Genomic DNA, 24,442 nt, shown 5'->3' on the forward strand with positions numbered 1-24,442 from the left:
TGTAGTTAGTGTTTTGTTCTGCTTCCAGCAAGAATGTCGTCGCTTGAGAGTAAGGGTATTGTTACCGTTTCCAGCGGGTGTCTCGTCTTGGCAACGGTCGTACCGTCGGCGCTGTGGAATTTCCGCAACGCCGCAAAACTCTCTGAGCGATGTCCCATTCAGATCAGTTCATGTCCATTGCGGGCTTGTCGTTTCGAGTGCATATGCGAATGTCTCCGGCGAATTGACCAATGGGAATGCCCGATGCGCTACTCCGCCCTATCGATCCTGAAACAAGCTTTTTCCGGCAATCGTGGCTGGAAGCCGGTCTGGCGCGAGCCGGAACCCAAGCCGCATTACGACGTGATCATCGTCGGCGGCGGCGGGCACGGCCTGTCGACGGCCTATTACCTTGCCAAGGAGCACGGCATCACCAATGTCGCGGTGATCGAGAAGGGCTACATCGGCGCCGGCAATGTCGGGCGCAACACGACGATCATCCGCTCCAACTACCTGCTTGAAGGCAACGAGCCGTTCTACGAGCTGTCGATGAAGCTCTGGGAAGGGCTGGAGCAGGATTTCAACTACAACGCCATGGTCTCGCAGCGCGGCATCGTCAACCTGTTCCATTCCGATGGCCAGCGCGACGCCTATGCCCGGCGCGGCAATGCGATGATGATCCATGGCGTCGATGCCCAGTTGCTCGACCGCGAGCAGGTTCGCCGCATGATGCCGTATCTCAATTTCGACCATGCGCGTTTCCCGATCCTCGGCGGCCTCTATCAGGCCCGGGCGGGAACGGCCCGCCACGATGCGGTTGCCTGGGGATATGCCCGCGGCGCCGACAGCCGCGGCGTCGATATCATCCAGCATTGCGAAGTGACCGGCATCCGCCGCGAGAGCGGCCGTGTGGTCGGCGTGGAGACCACCAAGGGGTTCATCGGCTGCAACAAGCTGGCGCTGGCAGCTGCCGGCAACACCACCACCGTCGGCCGCATGGCCGATCTCGAACTGCCGATCGAGACGCATGTGCTGCAGGCTTTCGTTTCGGAAGGGCTGAAGCCGATGATCGACAATGTCATCACCTACGGCGCCGGCCATTTCTACATCTCGCAGTCCGACAAGGGCGGCTTGGTGTTCGGCGCCGACATCGATTATTATTCCTCCTATGCCCAACGCGGCAACCTCGCGACGGTGGAGCATACGATCGAGGAAGGCGTGTCGCTGATCCCCGGCCTGTCGCGCACCCGCGTGCTGCGCTCCTGGGGCGGCGTCATGGATATGAGCATGGACGGTTCGCCGATCATCGACCGCACGCCGATCGACAATCTCTACCTGAATTGCGGCTGGTGCTACGGCGGCTTCAAGGCGACGCCGGCCTCCGGTTTCTGTTTCGCCCATCTGATCGCCCGCAACGAGAGCCACCAGGTCGCCCGCTTCCTGCGGCTCGACCGCTTCGAGCGCGGTTTCCCCATCGACGAAAGCGGCAAGGGCCCGCAGCCGAACCTGCATTGAGATAGATCATGGCAAGCCTCATCCATTGCCCGCATTGCGGGGTCCGACCGAAAGAAGAGTTCTCCATCCGCGGCGATGCCTCGCTGGTGCGGCCGTCGCCGACGGCATCCGACGAGGAATGGCATCGCTACGTGCATATCCGCGACAATCCCAAGGGATGGTACCGGGAGCACTGGCATCACGCCTTCGGATGTCGCCGCTGGTTGGTGGTCGAGCGCGATAACCTCACCCACCACGTGTTTTCCGTCACCGACGCCGCAGACGTGGCAAAGGCGGTGCAGGCATGAGCGCTCACCGTCTGTCCGCCGGCGGCTTGGTGGATCGCAGCCGCTCCCTCGGCTTCTCCTTCGATGGCCTCGATCTCAAGGGTTATGAAGGCGATACGCTGGCTTCGGCACTGCTTGCCAACGACCAGCTGCTCGTCGGCCGCTCCTTCAAATACCACCGCCCTCGTGGCATCGTGACCGCCGGCTCGGCCGAGCCGAACGCGCTGGTCATGATCGGCAAGGGCGCGCGCACCGAGCCGAACACCCGCGCCACCGTCGCCGAGCTTTACAACGGCCTCGTCGCCACCAGCCAGAACCGCTGGCCGTCGCTAAAATACGACATCGGTTCGCTGAACAGCCTTTTGTCGCCCTTCCTTGGTGCGGGCTTCTACTACAAGACCTTCATGTGGCCGGCCGCCTTCTGGGAAAAGGTCTACGAGCCCTTCATCCGCCGCGCTGCCGGCCTCGGCAAGGCGGTGATGGAGGCGGACCCGGATCGTTACGAAAAGGCATGGGCGCATTGCGACCTGCTGGTCGTCGGCGCTGGCCCTAGCGGCCTGATGGCGGCGCTGACGGCGGCGCGCGCCGGTCTGCGCGTCATCCTTGCCGACGAGGGTTTCCGTTTCGGCGGTTCGCTGTTGTCCGAAAGAGCTTCGATCGGCGGTGCGGCTCCGTCCGCTTTCGTTGAAGCCATCCTGTCAGAGCTCGCCGGCTTTCCGTGGGTGACGCTGATGCCGCGCACCACCGTCTTCGGCTGGTACGACGACAATGTTTTCGGCGCCGTCGAGAAGGTGCAGAAACATATCGCCCTGCCGTCGCCGGATCTGCCGGTCGAGCGCTTGTGGCGCATCGTCGCCCGCCGCGCCATCATGGCGACGGGGGCAGAAGAGCGGCCGCTGGTGTTCGGCGGCAACGACCGGCCGGGCGTGATGATGGCCGGTGCCGGCCGCACCTATCTCAACCGCTACGGCGTTTCCATCGGCCGCAAGGTGGCCGTTTTCACCAATGGCGGCTCCGGCTATCAGGCGGCGCGTGACCTAGCCGGGCAGGGCATCGATGTCGTTGCCGTTATCGACGGGCGCACCGGCGGGGGTGACACTCTGCCCAATGGTGTCAGGCTCATCCAGGGCGGCGGTGTCGTCAAGGTCAAGGGCAAGCACCGGGTGGACGGCATTCTCGTCGAGCGCTCCGGTTTCGAGGAAACCATCGATTGCGATGCGCTCTTGATGTCCGGCGGCTGGTCGCCGGTCATTCACCTTGCCTGCCAGCGCGGCGCCAAGCCGGTCTGGTCGGATGAAAAGCAGGCGTTCCTGGCGCCCGACGTCGGGCCGCAATTCCTGCCCGCCGGGTCTGCTTCGGGTATCACCGGTATCGGCGCCTGCCTGCGTGACGGCGTCGCCAAGGCGCTGTCGGCGCTGGCCAGCCTCGACCTGACTGCCACTTCGCCTTACGTGCCTGACGTCGAGGGCGAGTATGACGCAAGCTTTGCGCCGCTCTGGTACGTGCCGGGCGCCAGGGACAAGGCCTTCGTCGATTTCCAGAACGACGTGCATGTCAAGGATCTCGGTCTCGCCCAGCGCGAGGGTTTCGGTCATATCGAGCACACCAAGCGCTACACCACCAGCGGCATGGCGACCGATCAGGGTAAGCTCGGCAACGTCAATGCCACCGGCATCATCGCCGGCATGAAGGGCGTCAGCCCGGCCGAAGTCGGCGTTACAACCTTCCGTCCCTTCTATACGCCGGTGTCTTTCGGCGCGATGGCAGGCACCTCGCGCGGCGAACATTCGCGACCTGTGCGCCGCTCGCCGCTGCACGGCTGGGCGAAAAAGAACGGTGCGATCTTCGTTGAGGCCGGCCTGTGGCATCGCTCGTCCTGGTTCCCGCGCGACGGCGAAAAGGGCTGGCGGCAGAGCGTCGACCGCGAAGTGCTGAACGTGCGCGCCAATGTCGGTCTCTGCGACGTCTCGACCCTCGGTAAGATCGAGGTGTTCGGCAACGACGCGGCGGAGTTCCTGAACCGCATCTATTCCAACGCCTTCCTGAAGCTGCCGGTCGGACGGGCGCGCTACGGCCTGATGCTGCGCGAGGACGGCATCGTCTATGACGACGGCACCACCAGCCGGCTTGCCGAAAACCATTTCTTCGTCACCACCACCACGGCGTATGCCGCCGAGGTGATGACGCATATGGAATATTGCTCGCAGGTGCTCTGGCCGGACCTCGACGTGCGTTTCGTTTCGTCGTCCGATCAGTGGGCGCAGATGTCGCTGGTCGGCCCGAAGGCGCGGCTCGTGCTGCAGCAGGTCGTCGAGGACGATGTCTCCAACGAGGCCTTCCCCTTCCTCGCGGTCCGCGAAGTGACGTTGAAGGGCGGCCTTCGGGCGCGCCTGTTCCGCATCTCCTTCTCCGGTGAGCTGGCTTATGAGCTGGCCGTGCCGGCCGGTTACGGCGAAGCCGTGGCCGATGCACTGATGGAAGCCGGCAAGCCGCATGAGATTTGCGCCTACGGCGTCGAGGCGTTGAACGTTCTGCGTATCGAGAAGGGCCATGTGACCCATAACGAACTCAACGGCAGCACAACGCCGGACGATGTCGGTCTCGGCAAGATGTTCTCCGTCAACAAGCCGGATTTCATCGGAAAGCGTCTGTCCAGCCGGTTTGGCCTGACGGCAGCCGATCGTCTGCAGCTCGTCGGCTTGAAGCCGGTCGACAGGTCAAAGGAGATCAAGGCCGGTGCGCATCTTCTCAAGGAGGGTGCCGCCCCGTCGATGACCAACGACCAGGGACACGTTACCTCGGCCTGCTTCTCGCCGGCGCTTGGCCATCCGATCGCCCTGGCGCTGTTGAAATCCGGCCGCGAACGTTTTGGCGAAAAGATCGTTGTCTGGGACAAGCTGCGCGGCGAAGAGTTCGTTGCCGAGGTTTGCAGCCCCGTCTTCATCGATCCCGACAGCCAGAAACTGCATCAGTAGGGGTGCGACCATGAACTATGTGCATCGCCATGTGCTGGAAGATCTGATCACCGGTTTCGAGGGCAGGTCCAACCCGCATCATCTGGCCGTCCTCAAGCGCCCGACGGTATTCTCCATTCTCGCCCGGCCGGGTCGGGAGATGGATGCGCGGGCAGCGCTCGGCTATCTGCAGGATGTCTCCGTGCGTATTTCCGGCCCGGGCGAATGGCTCGTGGTGTCGGAGGATGTCGCCATCGAAAATCTCGCCCGCACGCTGCAATCCAGCGGCTTCGAACTTTTCGATGCCGTCGATCAAAGCGACGGCCGCGTCGTCCTGCGGTTGTCTGGACCGCAGGTGCGAAAAATTCTTGCGAAGTGCCTGGCGGTGGATCTGCATGCGGATGCGTTTCCCGTAGGCGCCTCGACGGCGACGCAATGCTGCCATGCCGCCGCCAACCTGGCGCGGACGGACTACGATACGTTCGAGCTTGTCGTGTCGCGATCCTTTGCCGGTTTCGTCTTTGAGGAAATCCTCGAAATGGGTCGCGAGTTCGCCATGACGGCGGGTTTTTCCGCTGGTTGACGCAGAATTGCTGGCGCAGGCAATGGCCAGGCGCAGCAGCACAGACTGAGAGATGGCCGCAGGATCCCGACCCTGCGGCCTTTTTGCCTTGATAGGCGTGATGGTTCGCACTGCCGAAACGACCAGCCCTTTCACATTGGCGGATAACCGGTGGCGACGATCATTCGAACCCGATGTCTTGTTCTTTTCACAGCTGCAAATTTCCTGCCGGCGCGGTTCCAAGGCAGCCGGCGACGACCGGTTTGTGGCCAACCGTCGCGCGTGACGCCTGCGGGACAACAATTGTGTCCGAAGCGACATTTCGCTTCGCAGAATGGGCTTTGGAAGCCGGCGATTCCGACATAGGCTCCGGCAGTTTTTCTACAATCCGAGGCATGCCGCCCAAGGCGGGCGCCCTCAACAGCCGGAGAATTTTCATGAAGAGCCATGCGCGTGTCGTCGTCATCGGTGGAGGTGTCGTCGGCTGCTCGGTGCTTTACCACCTCACCAAGTTCGGCTGGACCGACGTGGTGCTTCTGGAGCGGTCCGAGCTGACCTCGGGTTCCACCTGGCATGCCGCCGGCGGCATGCACACCATCAACGGTGACCCGAACGTCGCCAAGCTGCAGAAATATACCGTCGAGCTCTACAAGGAGATCGAGGAATATTCCGGCCAAGATATCGGCCTGCACATGACCTCCGGCCTGATGCTGGCCGCCACCCATGAACGCTTCGACTGGATGAAGTCGCTGCTGGCCAAGGGCAAGTATGCCGGCGGCGAGGCGACGCTGATTTCCGCCCGCGAGGCGCACGAGATGATGCCGCTGCTCGACCCCGACCAGTTCGTCGGCGCCGTGTTCGATCCGCATGAAGGCCATCTCGACCCCTATGGCACGACGCATGCCTATGCCAAGTCGGCCAAGAAGAACGGCGCCGAGATCTACCTGCACACCAAGGTCGAGGATCTCGTGCAGCTGGAGGACGGCACCTGGCGCGTCATCACCGACAAGGGCGAGATCAAGGCCGAGCATGTCGTCAATGCCGCCGGATTGTGGGCGCGCGAAGTCGGCCGCATGGTCGGGCTGGAACTGCCGGTGCTCGCCATGGAGCACATGTACCTGATCACCGAGGACATGCCCGAGGTCATCGACTTCAACAAGACCACCGGCAAGGAGTTGATGCACTGCGTCGATTTCGACGGCGAGATCTATATCCGCCAGGAGCGCAACGGCATGCTGATGGGCACCTATGAAAAGGATTGCCGTCCGTGGTCGCCGATCACCACGCCGTGGAATTTCGGTCACGAACTGCTGGCGGAGGATCTGGAGCGCATCACCAACGAGCTGGCAGTCGGCTTCCGCCACTTCCCGGCTTTCAACAATGCCGGCATCAAGAAGATCATCAACGGCCCCTTCACCTTCTCGCCGGATGGCAATCCGCTGGTCGGCCCGGTGCGCGGCATGACGAACTACTGGTCGGCCTGCGCCGTCATGGCCGGCTTCAGCCAAGGCGGCGGCGTCGGTCTGGCGCTGGCGCAGTGGATCATCGAGGGCGATCCGGGTTTTGACGTTTTCGCCATGGATGTCTGCCGTTACGGCGATTACGCCACGCTCGCCTACACCAATGCCAAAGTGCGCGAAAACTATTCCCGCCGCTTCTCGATCCGTTATCCCAATGAGGAACTGCCGGGCGCCCGCCCGTTGCTGACCACGCCGATCTACGACCGCTTGAAGGACGCCGGTGCCGTCTTCGGCGCCTCCTACGGCCTCGAAAGCCCGCTGTGGTTTGCGCCGAAGGGTGAGGTGGATGCCTTCTCCTGGCGCCGCTCCAACGATTTCGACGTCGTCGGTGCCGAAGCGAAGGCGGTGCGCGACAGCGTCGGCCTGATGGAGACGTCGGGTTTTGCCAAATACAAGGTCAGCGGCAAGGGCGCCGAGGCGTGGCTCGACAAGATCCTGGCCGCCCGCATTCCCGCCATCGGCCGCATGGTGCTGGCGCCGATGCTCAACGAAGCCGGCAAGCTGATCGGCGATTTCACCCTGGCCAAGCTCGGCGAGGAAGATTTCCTGGTCATCGGTTCGGGGATTGCCGAAGATTACCATATGCGCTGGTTCGAGCAGCATCTGCCGAAGGATGGTTCGGTTTCGCTCGAGGCGATCAACCTCGGCCTCGTTGGCCTGTCCGTCGCCGGGCCGAATGCCCGCGCCGTCATGCAGAAGCTGACGCATCTCGATCTTTCCGATGCCGCCTTCAAGTTCATGGACATCCGGCGCATGGATCTCGGCATGGCCAAGGCCATCGTCGGCCGCGTTTCCTATACCGGCGATCTCGGCTTCGAAATCTGGATGAAGCCGGAGTACCAGCGCTATCTCTTCGACGCGATCATGGAAGCCGGCGCCGAATTCGGCATCCGCCTGTTCGGCCTGCGGGCGCTGAATGCGCTCAGGCTGGAAAAATCCTTCGGCAGCTGGTCGCGGGAATTCCGCCCGCTCTATGGCCCACTCGAAGCCGGTCTCGGCCGTTTCGTTGCGCTGTCGAAGCAGACGAATTTCATCGGCAAGCAGGCAGCGATCGCCGAGAAGGCGGAGGGCGGGACGTTGCGTCTGCGCACCTTCATCATCGAGGCCAAGGATGCCGATGTCATCGGCGACGAACCGATCTTCTACAACGGCGAAGCAAGGGGCTGGGTGACCTCGGGCGGTTATGCCCATGCGTCGGGACTGTCCGTCGCCATCGGTTACGTGCCGAAGGACATCGCCGACGAGGCGGATGGCTGGACAATCGAATTGCTCGGAGAGGTGCTGAAGGCCCGGCCGCAGCCGCAGACCCTCTTCGACGCCAACGGCTCGCGCATGCGCTCCTGAGCCGCAAATCTTGCAGGTTGCACGGTTCGGTCGCCGCGACCGGGCCGTGCTACGCTATTCTATTTAAAGCGCTTTTAGTGATAGGAAGCCTGACTGACTAATCTTACGCCAAAGCATGCTACTTAAGTAGCATTTTTGCTGTTTGCCGTGTCACGTTGTGAAGAATGGGCCGATTTCTGCCACAGTCTCACCTTTTTGGCTTCACATTTTCTTCGAAAGCGGTATGGAATCCCCTAATAAGATAATTCCCACTAGGGAAACGCAATACAAGAGGCATGGGTCATCGCAATCCATGCCCTGGGGAAAAGGACTAATGGAGTATTTTATCCAGCAGCTCGTCAACGGGCTGACGCTTGGCTCGATCTATGGAATGATCGCCATCGGTTACACGATGGTTTATGGTATCATCGGCATGATCAACTTCGCCCACGGCGATATCTTCATGCTTGGCGGTTTTGCCGCCCTGATCGTCTTTCTCATCCTGACAGGTCTGTTCGCCGGCATTCCGGTCGTCGTGGCGCTTCTGATCATGCTGATCGTCGCGATGCTGATGGCCGGATTGTGGAACTGGACGATCGAAAAGGTGGCCTATCGGCCGCTGCGCGGCTCGTTCCGCCTGGCGCCGCTGATCACCGCCATCGGCATGTCGATCGCGCTCTCCAACTTCATCCAGGTGACGCAGGGTCCGCGCAACAAGCCGATCCCGCCGCTGGTGTCGTCGGTCTACAACGTGTTCGGCATCTCGATCTCGCTGAAGCAGATCATCATCATCCTGATTACCGTCGTGCTTCTGTCGACGTTCTGGTACATCGTGCATCGCACCCCGCTCGGCCGTGCCCAGCGCGCCACCGAACAGGACCGCAAGATGGCCGCACTTCTCGGCGTCGACGTCGACCGGACGATCTCCGTCACCTTCGTGATGGGCGCCGCGTTGGCCGCGGTCGCCGGCACCATGTACCTGATGTATTATGGCGTCGTGGTCTTTACCGATGGCTTCATCCCGGGCGTCAAGGCCTTCACCGCAGCCGTTCTCGGCGGCATCGGCTCTCTTCCGGGCGCCGTTCTCGGCGGGTTGCTGATCGGCCTCATCGAATCGCTTTGGTCGGCCTATTTCACCATCGCCTACAAGGATGTCGCGACCTTCTCCATCCTTGCGATCGTGCTGATCTTCAAGCCGTCGGGTATTCTCGGACGTCCCGAAGTCGAGAAAGTTTAACGCAATGACAAACACAACCTCTAGAAATGAAAGCGCCGCTGGGGATCTGACGGCGCGGGCTTTGCGCGAGGCGCTGTATGCCGGCTTGATCTCGCTCGGCCTGTTCGTTCTCTTCGTCGGTCTCAAGTCCGACCAGAACATCCATAACGAGCTCATCCTGGTGCAGCGTTGGGGCCTGCTGGCGATCTTCGTGATCATCGCCATGGTCGGCCGCTTCGTGATGATTGCCTATCTGCAGCCGTTCCTGGCTTCGCAGAAGGTCGTCAACGCGGCGACCGGCATGCTGCCGGACAGCATGGCCTCGCGGTTCTTCCGCCTGCCGTTCTTCGTCGCCGCCGTGGTGATTGCTGCCGCGATGATCGCGATCGAATCCGGATTGCCGGAGAACCTTGCGGCTTATGCGACCATCGTGCGCGGTCTTGCGATCATCTACTCGCTGGCCTGCCTGTTCTATATCTTCCGCGTTTTCATCACCACGCACTTCACGGTGCTGGCGGTTGCCGGTCTGGTGCTCTACCCGATCGTCATCGTCGCGATCTTCGGGGCGCAGGGTTCGCTGAAATGGGTCGATAACTTCGGCATCCAGATCCTGATCTACGTGATGCTTGCCTGGGGCCTGAATATCGTCGTCGGCCTCGCCGGCCTGCTCGACCTCGGCTATGTCGCCTTCTACGCTGTGGGTGCCTATTCCTACGCGTTGCTGTCCAGCACCTTCGGTCTGTCCTTCTGGGTGCTGCTGCCCATGGCCGGTATTCTTGCCGCGTTCTGGGGCATGATCCTCGGCTTCCCGGTGCTGCGCCTGCGCGGTGACTATCTGGCGATCGTGACATTGGCCTTCGGTGAAATCATCCGCCTGGTGCTGCTCAACTGGGCCGAAGTCACCAACGGCGCGTCCGGTATCTCCGGTGTCGCCAAGGCATCGATCTTCGGCATCTGGTCGTTCGACGTCAGCGCGCCGAACAACTTCGCCAAGGCCTTCGGCCTGCCGATGTCGTCGGCCTACTACAAGATCTTCCTGTTCTATCTCATCCTGGCACTGGCGTTGTTGACGGCCTTCGTCACCATTCGTCTGCGCCGCATGCCGATCGGTCGCGCCTGGGAAGCCCTGCGTGAGGACGAGATCGCCTGCCGCTCGCTCGGCATCAACACCGTCACCACCAAGCTGACCGCCTTTGCGATCGGCGCGATGTTCGGCGGCTTCGCTGGCTCCTTCTTCGCCGCCCGCCAGGGTTTCGTTTCGCCGGAAAGCTTCGTCTTCCTGGAATCGGCCGTCATCCTCGCCATCGTCGTTCTCGGCGGCATGGGATCGCTGGTCGGCATCGCCATCGCCGCCGCGGTCATGGTCGGCGGCACGGAAATCCTGCGCGAGCTGGAATTCCTGAAGCACATCTTCGGCGCCGATTTCACGCCGGAACTCTACCGCATGTTGCTGTTCGGGCTTGCGATGATCATCGTCATGGTCTGGAAGCCTCGCGGCTTCGTCGGTAGCCGTGAACCCACCGCGTTCCTGCATGAACGCAAGGCGGTTTCCGGCAGCTTCACCAAGGAAGGGCACGGCTGATGGCCCTCGAGACGACTATGAACAGCGATACCATTCTCAAGGTCGAACACCTGTCGATGAAGTTCGGCGGCCTGATGGCCATCAACGACTTCTCCTTCGAAGCCAAGCGTGGCGAAATCACCGCGCTGATCGGCCCGAACGGCGCAGGCAAGACCACCGTGTTCAACTGCATCACCGGCTTCTACAAGCCGACGATGGGCATGATCACCCTCAACCAGAAAGCCGGCAAGCAGTACCTCCTGGAGCGCCTGCCGGACTTCGAGATCACCAAGCATGCCAAGGTGGCCCGCACCTTCCAGAACATCCGCCTGTTCTCGGGCCTCACGGTTCTGGAAAACCTGCTCGTCGCCCAGCACAACAAGCTGATGGTGGCCTCCGGTTTCACCGTTCTCGGCCTGCTCGGCTTCCCGACCTACCGCAAGGCGGCCAAGGAGGCGATCGAACTGGCCAAGTACTGGCTGGAAAAGGCCGATCTGATCGACCGTGCCGACGATCCGGCCGGCGATCTCTCCTACGGCGCCCAGCGCCGCCTGGAAATCGCCCGCGCGATGTGCACCGGTCCGGAGCTGTTGTGCCTCGACGAACCGGCTGCCGGCCTCAACCCGCGTGAATCCGCGTCGCTGAACGCGCTGCTGCGGGGCATCCGTGCCGATAGCGGTACGTCGCTGCTGCTGATCGAGCACGACATGTCGGTGGTCATGGAAATTTCCGACCATGTCGTGGTTCTGGAATACGGCCAGAAGATTTCCGATGGCACGCCGGACCACGTGAAGAACGATCCAAAGGTTATTGCTGCGTACCTCGGTGTCGAGGACGATGAGGTGGAAGAAGTGATTTCGGAAGTTGAGTCCCTCGAAGGAGGCGCGAACTGATGTCAGGTCAACCGCTTCTGAAAGTTCAGGCCGTCGAAACCTTCTACGGCAACATCCGGGCGCTGGGTGGCGTCGATGTCGAAGTCAACAAGGGTGAGATCGTCAGCCTGATCGGCGCCAACGGCGCCGGCAAGTCGACGCTGATGATGACCATCTGCGGCAGCCCGCATGCACGTCACGGTTCGGTGATCTTCGAAGGTCGCGACATCACCGCCATGCCGACGCACGAGATTGCCCGGCTGCGCATCGCCCAGTCGCCGGAAGGTCGCCGCATTTTTCCGCGCATGACCGTCTACGAAAACCTGCAGATGGGCGCCGGTCTCGACAACCTCAAATATTTCAACGAGGACGTCGAAAAGATCTTCAAGCTGTTCCCCCGTCTGAAGGAACGCCAGGCGCAACGCGGCGGAACGCTCTCGGGCGGCGAACAGCAGATGCTGTCGATCGGCCGCGCGTTGATGGCGCGTCCGAAGCTTTTGCTTCTCGACGAGCCGTCGCTCGGCCTCGCGCCGCTGATCGTCAAGGGCATCTTCGAAGCGATCAAGAAACTGAACAAGGAGGAGGGGCTGACCGTGTTCCTCGTCGAGCAGAACGCCTTTGCCGCCCTCAAGCTGTCCGACCGCGCCTATGTCATGGTCAACGGCAAGGTGACGATGAGCGGCAGCGGCAAGGATCTGCTCGCCAATCCCGAAGTTCGCGCAGCCTATCTGGAAGGCGGCCGCCATTGACGGCGCCGGCCTGGAGTATCTGACATGCAGGGAATTCTTTACGAAGAACCGTCCGTCCTACAGTTCCTGTTCATCACCTGCATCATCGGGGGATGGACCGCCTGGAGAACGGGCAAGAGCGTCGCCGAGAACTGGCAAAGCTATAACACCGTCGTCATCTACACGCTGCTCCTGGGCATCGGCATACGCTTCGTGCACCACGCGCTGTTCGAAGGAACGATGTTTTCGCCCCAGTACTATGTCGTAGACACGATCGTGCTTTTGTTGTTTTCTACCGCAGGCTTCCGCTACTACCGGACGCGGCAGATGGCGACCAACTACTACTGGCTCTATGAAAAGGCTTCGCCTTTTTCCTGGAGGCAGAAATAAAAAACGGAGCCCGTCTCAAAATCGGGCCCAACAGCTTCGCAGCGACACCGGCGCAATGAAAGTGGGTATTGTGCCCGGTTTTCCAAACCCAACCCGCTTTAAAAATTGGGAGTAACAAAATGAAAAAGTCTCTTCTGTCGGCTGTGGCGCTGACGGCTATGGTTGCCTTTGGCGGCAATGCTTATGCCGACATCCTCGTAGGCGTTGCAGGCCCGCTGACTGGCCCGAACGCTGCGTTCGGCGCCCAGCTTCAGAAAGGTGCAGAACAGGCTGCTGCGGACATCAACGCAGCTGGCGGTATCAATGGGGAACAGGTCAAGATTGTGCTCGGCGACGACGTGTCCGACCCGAAGCAGGGCGTTTCGGTCGCCAACAAATTCGTTGCTGACGGCGTAAAGTTCGTCATCGGCCACTTCAACTCCGGCGTGTCGATCCCGGCATCGGAAGTCTACGCTGAAAACGGCATCCTGCAGATCACGCCGGCTTCGACGAACCCGACCTTCACCGAGCGCGGCCTGTGGAACACCTTCCGTACCTGCGGTCGTGACGACCAGCAGGGCGCTGTTGCCGGTGCTTACGTCGCTGCAAACTTCAAGGACGCCAAGGTAGCCGTCCTGCACGACAAGACCACCTACGGTCAGGGTCTTGCCGACGAAACCAAGAAGGCGATGAACGCTGCCGGCGTTACCGAAGCCCTCTATGAAGGCGTCACCGCTGGCGACAAGGACTTCTCGGCCCTGATCGCCAAGATGAAGGAAGCCGGCGTATCGCTCGTATACTGGGGCGGTCTGCACACCGAAGCCGGTCTGATCATGCGTCAGATGAAGGACCAGGGCCTTGCTGCCGTTGTCATGTCGGGTGACGGTATCGTTTCGAACGAACTGGCTTCGATCGCTGGCGACGCGGTTGACGGCACGCTGATGACCTTTGCTCCGGATCCGCGCAAGAACGCAGCTGCCAAGGAACTCGTCGAAAAGTTCCGCGCTGCTGGTTTCGAGCCGGAAGCCTACACGCTGTACGCTTACGCTGGTCTCCAGGTCATCGCTGACGCTGCCAAGGCAGCCGGCTCGTCTGACTCGACGGCTGTTGCTGAAGCTCTGAAGTCGAAGGGTCCGTTCAAGACCGCTATCGGCGAACTCGGCTTCGACGCCAAGGGCGACATCACCCGTCCGGACTACGTCATGTACAAGTGGGGCAAGGGCGCTGACGGCAAGTACACCTACACGGAACTCGAAGCGAAGTAATTCGCAAGTCATGCCGGTCCTGCCGGCGTGACTGTTCCTTCGGCCCGGTTGCGAGATCCGCAGCCGGGCTTTTTGTTGTCTTGGGTCAAACTTCGCAGACTGCAGAGAACGCGTTATTCGCCGTGCAGGACGTGGGCGGCCTTGACGGCGGCCGAGGCGCGGTTTTCGACGCCGAGTTTTACGTAGATCTGTTCGAGGTGTTTGTTCACCGTTCTTGCCGAAAGGCCGAGAATGTCGCCGATGTCGCGGTTGGATTTGCCTTTGGCGATCCAGAGCAGCACTTCGGATTCGCGCACCGTCAGCGGAAAATTCTGCCGCAGGATTTCGTCGTCGCTGCGACGGTTGTCGGCCGTCAGGCGGAAGAGGTATTCATCGCTGCCGATGGCGCCGAGATAGGCGAGTTGCAGTGCTGTCTGTCCGTCCGGATTGACTGAAAAACCGGTTTCGCGCGCGGCACCGGGTCTCGCCTGCGCGGCAAGCCAGCCGGCGATATGACCGGCAACCAGTTCCAGTCCGTCGTCGCGGCCCGTTGCGGCGTTGACGAGCCTTGTCGCCTGTGGTGTCGACCAGTGGATGCGGCCGTTACCGCGCACCGCCAGCAAGTGCCTTCCGGCCGCATCGAGCGCCACGCGGGCACTCTGCGCCGAGCGGGCGTTGGACAGATGCACGCGGATGCGGGCGCGCAATTCGTCGATGTTGATCGGTTTGGTGAGGTAATCGACGCCGCCGGACTCCAGCGCATGCACGACATGTTCGGTTTCGGTCAGCCCGGTCATGAAGATGACCGGCACCTGCGCCACGGCGGCATTGCCCTTGATCCTGCGGCAGGTCTCGAAACCATCCATGCCGGGCATGACGGCATCGAGCAGGATAAGGTCGGGGGTAATGCGCTCGGCTATATTGAGGGCGGCGCTGCCGGAGGTGGCGATCAGCACCGAAAAACCCGATTGTTCCAGCGCTTCCGTCAGGAAGCCGAGCGCTTCCGGACTGTCGTCTACCAGCAGCACGATATCACGCGGAAGAGCCGCCTCAGATGCCATCGCTCATCTCGCTTTCGAATTTGCGCAGGGTGTCCAAATAGCCGTTGAGATCGAAGGCCTTGACGTAGGCGAGCAACGCGTCGGTGAAGGGGCGGTTCTCCTCTGTCGTTGCGAGATCGGCCAATTTCGCTTCGATGCCGCGCACATAGCCGATTTCGCCAAGGCTGATCAATTCCCGCAGATGACTTTCGCCGGGGCTCCGGAGCGGTCGATGCTGTTGCGGCAGGGAAACAGGAAGGGCGACATCCGTCTCATAGATCCATTTCAATCCGAGATGGACGGCGAGCTTGTCGCTGAGGCGGCGGATGTCGACCGGCTTGGCGATGGTGTCGTTATGGCTGTCGTCGCCGCTGCCGGCGATCGATCCGTCGCCGATATTGGCCGACAGCATCAGGATCGGCGCTGTCTGGCCGTTTTCGCGCAGTTTTGTCGCGAGCTGCCAGCCGGTCATGCCCGGCATGGAAATGTCGATGAGGAACAGGTCCGGCTTGATGCCGGAAATCAGGGCGAGGCAATCGGCGCCACCTGCCGCCGTCAGCACGACGAAATCGAGCGGCACCAGCACTTCGCGCATCAGGTCGCGATGGTCCTCGTTGTCGTCGACGATGACGATGGTACGGCGCGGCCCGGTGTAGGAGACGATCTTCTTTTCCGCCGCGGGCGTTGTAATCGGCCGGTTCACGGCCGACAGCATCAGCCGCACCCGGAAGGTCGATCCCCTGTCGCGCTCGCTTTCGGCGGCGATTTCGCCGCCGAGCGTATTGGTCAGCAAGCGCGTGATCGTCAGGCCGAGGCCGAGGCCCGGCATCGGCCGTACATGCTCGGCCTCGCCGCGTTGGAACGGCTCGTAGATGCGGGCAAGATCGCCTTCGGCGATGCCGCGGCCGCTATCGGTGACGGTAAATGTTGCCACCTGGCTGCGGTAGCCGACCTCGAAGCGGATATGCCCCTCATCGGTGAACTTGATGGCGTTGGAGAGCAGATTGACGAGGATCTGGCGCAGCCGCTTTTCGTCGGTCCGCACGTAGTGCGGCAGGTATGGCGAGCGCTGGTGCTCGAATGCCAGGCCTTTTGCCTGCGCCACCGGCTGGAACATGTCGATGATCTGGTCGAGGAAATCCCTGAGGTTGATCTCGTTCGAATAGACCTGCAGCCGTCCGGCCTCGATCTTTGAAATGTCCAGCAGCCCGTCGATCAGGCCGGACAAATGATCCGCCGAGCGCTTGATCACCTTGATCGCCGATTGCCGCGGCGGCGGGATCGTCTCGTCGCGTTCCAGGATCTGGGCATAACCGAGCACGGCATTCAACGGCGTGCGCAACTCGTGGGAAAGGCCGACGACATAACGGCTCTTGGCGGCATTAGCGGCTTCGGCAGTTTCCTTGGCGTTCTGCAGGGCGGCGTCAGTCTTCTTGTGGGCGGCGATTTCCTTGAGCAACAAGGTATTCTGGCGCGAGGATTCCTCTTCGGCGACGAGGCGGCTGTCATGGGCGAGCACATAGAACCAGCAGGCGACGCCGGTGACCACGGCAAAGACGAAAAACACGATCAGCACGGTGCGGTTGACGACTTCCGCGGTTTCCGGCGAGGCGGTACCGACCTGGTGGGCGATCATCGCCAGGATGACGCCGATGGCTGACACCGCCAACACCACGGCGATGCCGTATCGCCCGAGCCGGGTCTTCAGCCGCTCGACGATGCTTTCCGGCAGTACGGTGCGGGCGACGGCGGCGGCTTGATAGTTTAATCGCGCCTTGGGTTTGCACATGTCGTGGCAGCGGCTGTCGAGGGAGCAGCACAAGGAGCAGATCGGTGCGGCATAGGCCGGACACCAGGCCATGTCTTCCGGCTCGAAAGGATGCTCGCAGATCGAGCAAGTGATCGTCGTGCTTGTCTGCCAGTTCTGCCGCGGCTTTCGGGCCAGGTAGAATTTGCCCTTCGTCGCCCAGGCGATGGCCGGCGAGGCGATGAAGGCGATGATGACGGTGATGTAGGTGGCAAGCGAGGCGGCGACATCGCCGAACACGCCGAAATGCGCGGCAAGCGCGATGGCCGCCGACAGCGTCATGGCGCCGACGCCGACCGGGTTGATGTCGTAGAGATGGGCGCGTTTGAATTCGATGCCCGGCGGCGCAAGCCCCAGCGGCTTGTTGACGAACAGATCCGCCGAGATGGTGCAGAGCCAGGCCATGGCGATGATCGAAAAGATGCCGAGCGTCTCTTCCAGCAGCCGGTAGATGCCGAGTTCCATCAGGAGCAGCGCGATCGCGACGTTGAAGATCAGCCAGATGACGCGGCCGGGGTGACTGTGGGTCAGGCGGGAGAAAAAATTCGACCAGGCGAGCGATCCCGCATAGGCATTCATGACGTTGATCTTCAGCTGCGAGACGACCACGAAGGCGGCCATCAGCAACAGTGCCGCCGTTTCGTTGGGCAGCATGTAGCCGAAGGCGACCAGGTACATATGCGCCGGATCGGCGGCCTGGTCGGCCGGAACGCCGGCATTCATCGCCAGCACGACGAGGAAGGAGCCGGCCAGCAGTTTTGGCGCGCCGACCACCACCCAGCCGGGGCCGGCAAGGAAGACGGCGAGGCGATGGCGCCACTTCCTCTGGCCGTCCGGCGGCAGGAAGCGCAGGAAGTCCACCTGTTCGCCGATCTGCGACATCAGCGCCAGGATGACGGCGGAGGCGGCGCCGAATTCCATGAGATCGAAATGCGCCGACGTGCCGGGCGGGCCGGAGGCATGTCGCAGGCCGGAAAAGGCACGCCACAGATCGAACTTTTCCCAATCCATGAAGGCGATGAAAACGAAGGGCAGGATGTTGAGGACGATCCAGAACGGCTGGGTGATCAGCTGGAACCTGCTGATCAGCCGGACGCCGTGGGTGACCAGCGGAATGACCATGACGGCGCTGATGATGTAGCCGATCCACAGCGGGATGCCGAGCGTCAGCTCCAGTGCCCCAGACATGATCGAGGCCTCGATGGCAAACAGCATGAAGGTGAAGCTGGCATAGATCAGCGAGGTGATCGTCGAGCCGATGTAACCGAAGGAGGCCCCGCGTGTCAGGAGATCGATATCGACGCCGTGGCGGATGGCATAGCGGCTGATCGGAAGGCCGATGGCCAGCATGGCGATCGAGGCGACGACGATGGCAAAGAAGGCGTTGGTGGTGCCGTAGGACAGCGTGATGGTGCCGCCGATGGCTTCCAGCGCCAGAAAGGAGATCGCGCCGATGGCCGTCTGAGATATGCGCTGCGAGGAGAACTGCCGGGCGCTCTTGGCGGTAAAACGCAGCGCGTAGTCCTCCAGCGTCTGGTTCGCCACCCAGCGATTATATTCGCGCCGAACCGGAATGATGCGTTGGCGGGCTGCCATGCCGATGAACGATGTCCTCGAAAAATGAGATTTTATCGCAATATTCGAGGTTTGCTGCGCATTTGCAATGCTCGTGACCACCGATTGCCGCCCTATGTTGCATTGTTGTTGTGCAAGGCGAGATTTTGCCGATGATTTCATCGATGTGGCTTTTCTTTAGGCGGTCCATGCATGAAGCAGTGGCAATGTCGCGCCGGCAGGCTGAAAGCAGATGGTTGTTCGACCAGGCTTGGCTTGCGAGCGACGATTCCGGTCTCCGTTCGGTGGGGTAAAACTTCCCCTTTCTCCCCTCCGTCTACGTCATATTACGTATGCCGTTTCGCGGTGCAGCATCCGATACTCGCTTAAGCAACGGTTAATCCTCCAGTTGCGATGAGAGAGGGGTTCACAAAAATGAAACTGAAGGCACACGTCACCGGCGCCCTGCTTGGCGCCATCCTGTCGACGACTGCGTTCCACGGCGCCTTTGCGGCTGATGACACGATCAAGGTCGGCATTCTCCACTCCCTTTCGGGAACCATGGCCATCTCCGAGACGACGCTCAAGGACGCCATGCTGATGCTCATCGAAGAGCAGAACAAGAAGGGCGGCATCCTCGGCAAGAAGCTTGAGCCTGTCGTCGTCGACCCGGCGTCCGACTGGCCGCTGTTTGCCGAAAAGGCCCGCGAACTGATCGAGAAGGACAAGGTCGCCGCCGTCTTCGGTTGCTGGACCTCGTCGTCGCGCAAGTCCGTCCTGCCGGTCTTCGAAGAGCTGAACTCGATCCTCTTCTACCCCGTGCAGTACGAGGGTGAAGAATCCTCGCGCAACATCTTCTACACCGGTGCCGCTCCGAACCAGCAGGCAATCCCGGCCGTCGATTACCTGATGAACACCGAAGGCGTCGAGCGCTGGGTGCTCGCCGGCACCGACTACGTCTATCCGCAGACGACCAACAAGATCCTCCAGGCTTACCTGGAAGCGAAGGGTGTCGCCAAAGAAGACATCATGATCAACTACACGCCGTTCGGTCATTCCGACTGGCAGACGATCGTCTCCGACATCAAGAAGTTCGGCTCGGCCGGCAAGAAGACCGCCGTCGTTTCGACCATCAACGGTGATGCCAACGTGCCGTTCTACAAGGAACTCGGCAACCAGGGCATCAAGGCCGAAGACATCCCGGTTGTCGCCTTCTCGGTCGGCGAAGAAGAGCTGGCCGGCCTCGACACGGCGCCGCTCGTCGGCCATCTGGCTGCCTGGAACTACTTCCAGTCCGTCGATGCACCGGTCAATGCCGAGTTCATCAAAACCTGGCACGCGTTTACCAAGAACGACAAGCGCGTCACAAACGACCCGATGGAAGCCGCCTATATCGGTTTCAGCGCATGGGTAAAGGCCGTCGAAGCCGCCGGCACCACCGATACGGACGCCGTTCTCGACACCATCATCGGCGTTTCGGTTCCGAACCTGTCGGGTGGTACCTCCACCGTCATGCCGAACCACCACATCACCAAGCCGGTGCTGATCGGTGAAATCCAGGCTGACGGCCAGTTCGAAATCGTCCAGCAGACGCCGGCTGTCGTCGGCGACGAGTGGTCGGATTACCTGCCGGACTCCAAGGACCTGATCTCCGATTGGCGCAAGCCGATGTCGTGCGGCAACTTCAACGTCGCCAACGGCAAGTGCGGCGGCAAGGGTTCCTGATCATTCGGCCTTTGACGAAAAGCCCCTCACCCTAACCCTCTCCCCGCGTGCGGGGAGAGGGGACGTGCCATGCGAAGCGTTGGCGATGTTTGGTGAGGGAGCGGCAATCATCCTTCTCCCCGCGTGCGGGGAGAAGGTGCCGGCAGGCGGATGAGGGGCAGTTCGTGCACCTCCGGCCGCCGGATCATCCGGGGGACAAGAGAATGCTTATCCGTTTCATCAGCCTGTTTTTCCTGATCCTTTTTTCCGCCGCGCCATCCATTGCGCAAGAAGACGCGAGCGCCCTGTTTAATGCCCTCGGCAAGGCGAATTTCAAGCAGGCCGAGGAACTGGTCGGACAGATCGCCGCCACCGGCGACCCGAAGGTCGTTCCCGCCCTCGAAGCCTTTGCGGACGGCAATCTGTATACCCGCAAATCCGATGGCGCCGTGTTCATCGGTGTGGCAGCCGGTTCCAACCTGGCGCTGATCGATCCATTGACTGGCGAAAAAGCCGGTGAAGAAGCCAAGGGTGCGGTGACCAAGGTCAAGGTCAACAACGGCCTGCGCCGCGCCATCCGTTCGGCGCTCGGCGGCCTGACGCTGCTCAGCCCCGACAAGGCAATCCGTATGGAAGCAGCGCAATCGATCCTCAAATCCCCCTCCGGCGACTCCCTCGATCTGGTCGAGACGGCGCTGACCAACGAGACAGATACCGCAGTGAAAGCCGCCCTCGAAGAAGCGCGCGCTGCCTCGCTGTTGATCTCCGACCGTCCGATCGAAGAGAAGAAGGCGGCCGTGGCGACCATCAAGGCGATCGGCGGCCAGGCATCGCTTTCGCTGCTCTCGACCGCCCTGAACTCGGCGGACGATACGCTGAAGCCGGATATCGAGGCGGCGATCAAGAGCATCCAGGACACGCAGTCGCTCTGGGCGATGGCGCAGAACATTTGGTATGGCCTGTCGCTCGGCTCGGTGCTGCTTCTGGCGGCCATCGGCCTTGCCATCACCTTCGGCGTCATGGGCATCATCAACATGGCGCATGGCGAGATGGTCATGCTCGGCGCCTATACCACCTTCGTGGTGCAGGAAATCATCCGCACTTCGGCGCCCGGTCTCTTCGACTGGTCGCTGGCGATTGCTTTGCCGGTCGCCTTCCTGGTCACCGGCGCCGTCGGCCTGGTCATCGAGCGCGGCGTTATCCGCTTCCTCTACGGTCGGCCGCTGGAAACGCTGCTTGCCACATGGGGCATCTCGCTGATCCTGCAGCAGGCGGTGCGCTCGATCTTCGGCGCCAACAACCGCGAGGTCGGTAATCCCTCCTGGATGTCCGGCGCCTTCGAACTGGGCGGGTTGACGATCACCTGGAACCGCCTGTGGATCGTGCTGTTTGCCATGGTCGTCTTCGCCTTCCTACTGTTCCTGCTGAAGAAAACGCCGATGGGCCTGCGCATGCGTGCCGTCACCCAGAACCGCCGCATGGCCTCCTCCATGGGCATCCGCACGCCCTGGGTCGATGCTATGACCTTCGCGCTTGGCTCCGGCATCGCCGGTATCGCCGGGGTGGCGCTCAGCCAGATCGACAACGTCTCGCCCAACCTCGGCCAGGGCTACATCATCGACAGTTTCATGGTGGTGGTCTTCGGCGGCGTCGGCAATCTCTGGGGCACGCTGGTCGGCGCCCTGTCGCTCGGCATCCTCAACAAGTTCCTCGAACCCTCGGTGGGAGCGGTGCTCGGTAAAATCCTGGTACTCGTCCTCATCATCCTTTTCATCCAGAAGCGGCCGCGCGGTCTCTTCGCACTCAAGGGAAGGGCGGTGGAAGCATGATCACGGGCTTTCTGATCCGGGCGCTCGATCGCAACATCACGGTCGCCATCGCCATCATCCTCGCCATCGCCGTGCTGGTGCCGGCATCCAATCTGCTCTTGTCGGCCGACAATCCGCTGCACATCCCGACCTACATCATGGCGCTGTTCGGCAAGTATCTCTGCTACGCACTGCTGGCGCTGGCGCTGGATCTGGTCTGGGGCTATTGCGGCATCCTCTCGCTCGGCCACGCCGCCTTCTTCGCGCTCGGCGGTTATGCCATGGGTATGTACCTGATGCGCCAGATCGGTTCGCGCGGTGTCTATGGCGATCCCATCCTCCCCGACTTCATGGTGTTCCTCAACTGGAAGGAACTGCCGTGGTTCTGGCATGGCTTTGACATGTTCTGGTTCGCGATGATCATGGTGCTGGTCGTGCCCGGCCTGCTGGCCTTCGTCTTCGGCTGGTTCGCCTTCCGCTCCCGGGTGAACGGCGTCTACCTGTCGATCATCACCCAGGCGATGACCTACGCGCTGCTGCTCGCCTTCTTCCGCAACGACATGGGTTTTGGCGGCAACAACGGCCTGACCGATTTCAAGGATATCTTGGGCTTCTCGGTGCAGGCGAACGGCACCCGTGCCGTACTCTTTGCGCTCAGCGCCATCATGCTGGCGCTGTGCCTGCTGATTGCCTCCGGCATTGTGCATTCGAAGTTCGGCAAGGTGCTGGTCGGCGTGCGCGATGCCGAAAGCCGGGTGCGCTTCCTCGGCTTCCGGGTGGAGAACATCAAGCTGTTCACCTTCGTCGTCTCGGCGATGATGGCGGGCATTGCCGGTGCCTTGTTCGTGCCGCAGGTCGGCATCATCAATCCCGGCGAATTCGCACCGGCCAACTCCATCGAAGTCGTGATCTGGACGGCAGTCGGCGGTCGCGGCACGCTGATCGGGCCGATCATCGGCGCCGTGCTCGTCAACGCCGGCAAGAGCTTCTTCACCGGTGCTTTCCCGGATTTCTGGCTGTTCGCGCTCGGCGCCCTGTTCATTGCCGTAACCCTGTTCCTGCCAAAAGGCATTGTCGGCACGGTGGCGCAATATGCCGCCAACCGGAAGGCTCTTCTCAAGGCACAGAAGACGGAAGCTGCACGCGAAGCGGCCAACGAGGCCGCGGCGGGCCCCACCACCACCCAGGCAGCGGAGTGATGCCGATGAGCGAGACCAAACCCAGAAGCCTGCTCTACCTCGACGGGGTTTCCGTTTCCTTCGACGGGTTCAAGGCTTTGAATTCCCTGTCCTTCGTGGTTGAGCCGGGCGAACTGCGCGCCATCATCGGCCCGAACGGCGCCGGCAAGACGACAATGATGGATATCATCACCGGCAAGACCCGGCCGGATAGCGGCGAAGTGTTCTTCAATGGTGAGATCGACCTCACCAAGAAGGACGAGGCCGACATCGCCCAGCTTGGCATCGGCCGAAAATTCCAGAAACCGACCGTGTTCGAAAGCCACACCGTCTGGGACAATCTCGAACTGGCGCTCAACCGCAAGCGCGGCGTGTTCTCGACGCTGTTCTACCGGTTGACGGCCGAGGACAAGGCACGCATCGAGGAAATCCTCGAAACCATCCGCCTGACCCACCGCAAGAACGATTTTGGCGCCAATCTCTCCCACGGCCAGAAGCAATGGCTGGAGATCGGCATGCTGCTAGCGCAGGAACCGAAGCTGCTCCTGGTCGACGAACCCGTCGCCGGCATGACCGATGCGGAAACGGCGGAAACGGCCGTGTTGCTGAAGGAGATCGCCAAGAGCCGTTCCGTGGTCGTGGTCGAACACGACATGGGTTTCATCCGCGACCTCGGCGTCAAGGTGACATGCTTGGCGGAAGGCTCGGTGCTGGCCGAAGGCTCGATCGACTTCGTCAGCAACGATCCGAAGGTGATCGAGAACTATCTGGGGCGGTGAGGATGGGGGATTTTTCTAGTGATTTCACATATGATCCTTTGACCGCTGTACAGTCCTTAACGATGTCATCCCCGGGCTTGACCCGAGGATCCACCAACGCGCTCTTACATGAAATCCAGATAGAGATCGCGCCAGTCGGGATTGAGCTTCTCGATCAATTCGATCTTCCAGGCGCGATACCAGCGTTTCAGCGACTTTTCCCTTTGTATGGCGGTTCCTATGCCGAGATGCTCCTCGTACCACACCAGGCGCGTGCAGCCGTACTGGCTGGTGAATCCCTTGGTGAGACTTTCCCGATGTTCATAGACGCGTCGCTCCAGATCGGATGTGACGCCGATGTAGAGCGTCCCATGTTTCCTGTTGGACATGATGTAGACGTAGCCACCCATTTCCGTTCGCCGCATGTGGATCCTCGGGTCAAGCCCGAGGATGACCGGAGTTCTTGGTGTCGGTCGAGAGTGAT

18 protein-coding genes are annotated in these 24,442 nt (G+C 61.5%); 15 read left to right on the forward strand and 3 right to left on the reverse strand.

Annotated elements, in window-relative coordinates; genetic code table 11:
- Positions 1–243: 243 nt before the first annotated feature.
- The 11 genes from ACSQ3I_RS17390 to ACSQ3I_RS17440 all read left to right on the forward strand — a co-directional run bounded on the left by ACSQ3I_RS17390 (position 244) and on the right by ACSQ3I_RS17440 (position 14,130).
- Complete coding sequence (locus tag ACSQ3I_RS17390; protein WP_436000968.1) at positions 244–1,494, forward strand: sarcosine oxidase subunit beta family protein; 1,251 nt, start codon at positions 244–246, stop codon at positions 1,492–1,494.
- A gap of 8 nt (positions 1,495–1,502) precedes the next feature.
- Positions 1,503–1,781: a sarcosine oxidase subunit delta gene (locus ACSQ3I_RS17395; protein WP_436000970.1), complete on the forward strand. Its 279-nt coding sequence runs from the start codon at positions 1,503–1,505 to the stop codon at positions 1,779–1,781.
- Positions 1,778–4,735 (forward strand): sarcosine oxidase subunit alpha family protein, encoded by a 2,958-nt coding sequence (locus tag ACSQ3I_RS17400; protein WP_436000972.1) that lies wholly within the window; start codon positions 1,778–1,780, stop codon positions 4,733–4,735. The genes ACSQ3I_RS17395 and ACSQ3I_RS17400 overlap by 4 nt, the downstream gene beginning before the upstream one ends.
- Before the next feature lie 10 nt (positions 4,736–4,745).
- Positions 4,746–5,297, forward strand: coding sequence for a sarcosine oxidase subunit gamma (locus tag ACSQ3I_RS17405; protein ID WP_436000974.1), 552 nt, complete (start codon positions 4,746–4,748; stop codon positions 5,295–5,297).
- A 416-nt stretch (positions 5,298–5,713) separates the two neighbouring features.
- Positions 5,714–8,140 (forward strand): GcvT family protein, encoded by a 2,427-nt coding sequence (locus tag ACSQ3I_RS17410; RefSeq protein WP_436000976.1) that lies wholly within the window; start codon positions 5,714–5,716, stop codon positions 8,138–8,140.
- A 313-nt stretch (positions 8,141–8,453) separates the two neighbouring features.
- The gene (locus ACSQ3I_RS17415) at positions 8,454–9,356 is read left to right on the forward strand and encodes a branched-chain amino acid ABC transporter permease (RefSeq protein ID WP_436000977.1); all 903 of its coding nucleotides are present in this window, start codon (positions 8,454–8,456) and stop codon (positions 9,354–9,356) included.
- Between the two features lie 4 nt (positions 9,357–9,360).
- Positions 9,361–10,917 carry a high-affinity branched-chain amino acid ABC transporter permease LivM gene (gene livM / locus ACSQ3I_RS17420; RefSeq protein WP_436000979.1) on the forward strand — a complete coding sequence of 519 codons (1,557 nt, stop codon included), beginning with the start codon at positions 9,361–9,363 and terminating at the stop codon, positions 10,915–10,917.
- Complete coding sequence (locus tag ACSQ3I_RS17425; RefSeq protein WP_436000981.1) at positions 10,917–11,789, forward strand: ABC transporter ATP-binding protein; 873 nt, start codon at positions 10,917–10,919, stop codon at positions 11,787–11,789. Before livM ends, ACSQ3I_RS17425 begins: the two co-directional genes overlap by 1 nt.
- Positions 11,789–12,517: an ABC transporter ATP-binding protein gene (locus tag ACSQ3I_RS17430; protein ID WP_436000983.1), complete on the forward strand. Its 729-nt coding sequence runs from the start codon at positions 11,789–11,791 to the stop codon at positions 12,515–12,517. Before ACSQ3I_RS17425 ends, ACSQ3I_RS17430 begins: the two co-directional genes overlap by 1 nt.
- A 24-nt stretch (positions 12,518–12,541) precedes the next feature.
- Positions 12,542–12,886 (forward strand): DUF6867 family protein, encoded by a 345-nt coding sequence (locus ACSQ3I_RS17435; protein WP_436000985.1) that lies wholly within the window; start codon positions 12,542–12,544, stop codon positions 12,884–12,886.
- A 119-nt stretch (positions 12,887–13,005) separates the two neighbouring features.
- On the forward strand, positions 13,006–14,130 hold the full coding sequence (locus ACSQ3I_RS17440; RefSeq protein ID WP_436000987.1) for a branched-chain amino acid ABC transporter substrate-binding protein: 1,125 nt from the start codon (positions 13,006–13,008) through the stop codon (positions 14,128–14,130).
- A gap of 113 nt (positions 14,131–14,243) precedes the next feature.
- On the opposite strand, the gene ACSQ3I_RS17445 is transcribed toward ACSQ3I_RS17440, so the two are convergent.
- Together ACSQ3I_RS17445 and ACSQ3I_RS17450 are read right to left on the reverse strand one after the other, a co-directional pair.
- Entirely contained in the window at positions 14,244–15,170 is a 927-nt protein-coding gene (locus ACSQ3I_RS17445; protein ID WP_436000989.1) for a response regulator, read from the reverse strand.
- Positions 15,160–18,552, reverse strand: coding sequence for a hybrid sensor histidine kinase/response regulator (locus ACSQ3I_RS17450; RefSeq protein ID WP_436000991.1), 3,393 nt, complete (start codon positions 18,550–18,552; stop codon positions 15,160–15,162). Before ACSQ3I_RS17450 ends, ACSQ3I_RS17445 begins: the two co-directional genes overlap by 11 nt.
- A gap of 393 nt (positions 18,553–18,945) precedes the next feature.
- Between ACSQ3I_RS17450 and urtA the strand changes: the two genes are divergently transcribed.
- The 4 genes from urtA to urtD all read left to right on the forward strand — a co-directional run bounded on the left by urtA (position 18,946) and on the right by urtD (position 23,979).
- Positions 18,946–20,235: an urea ABC transporter substrate-binding protein gene (urtA, locus tag ACSQ3I_RS17455; protein ID WP_436000993.1), complete on the forward strand. Its 1,290-nt coding sequence runs from the start codon at positions 18,946–18,948 to the stop codon at positions 20,233–20,235.
- Positions 20,236–20,438: 203 nt separating this feature from the next.
- Complete coding sequence (urtB, locus tag ACSQ3I_RS17460; RefSeq protein WP_436000995.1) at positions 20,439–22,043, forward strand: urea ABC transporter permease subunit UrtB; 1,605 nt, start codon at positions 20,439–20,441, stop codon at positions 22,041–22,043.
- On the forward strand, positions 22,040–23,221 hold the full coding sequence (gene urtC, locus ACSQ3I_RS17465) for an urea ABC transporter permease subunit UrtC (RefSeq protein WP_436000997.1): 1,182 nt from the start codon (positions 22,040–22,042) through the stop codon (positions 23,219–23,221). Before urtB ends, urtC begins: the two co-directional genes overlap by 4 nt.
- Before the next feature lie 5 nt (positions 23,222–23,226).
- Positions 23,227–23,979, forward strand: a complete 753-nt coding sequence (gene urtD, locus ACSQ3I_RS17470) for an urea ABC transporter ATP-binding protein UrtD (protein ID WP_436000998.1) — start codon at positions 23,227–23,229, stop codon at positions 23,977–23,979.
- Positions 23,980–24,083: 104 nt separating this feature from the next.
- Here the strand turns inward: urtD and ACSQ3I_RS17475 are convergent, their stop codons facing one another.
- Complete coding sequence (locus ACSQ3I_RS17475) at positions 24,084–24,368, reverse strand: GIY-YIG nuclease family protein (protein WP_436001184.1); 285 nt, start codon at positions 24,366–24,368, stop codon at positions 24,084–24,086.
- Between the last annotated feature and the right edge of the window lie 74 nt (positions 24,369–24,442).

The sequence above is a fragment of the Rhizobium sp. LjRoot30 genome, assembly GCF_964253915.1.
In the GTDB taxonomy this organism is placed as follows: domain Bacteria; phylum Pseudomonadota; class Alphaproteobacteria; order Rhizobiales; family Rhizobiaceae; genus Metarhizobium.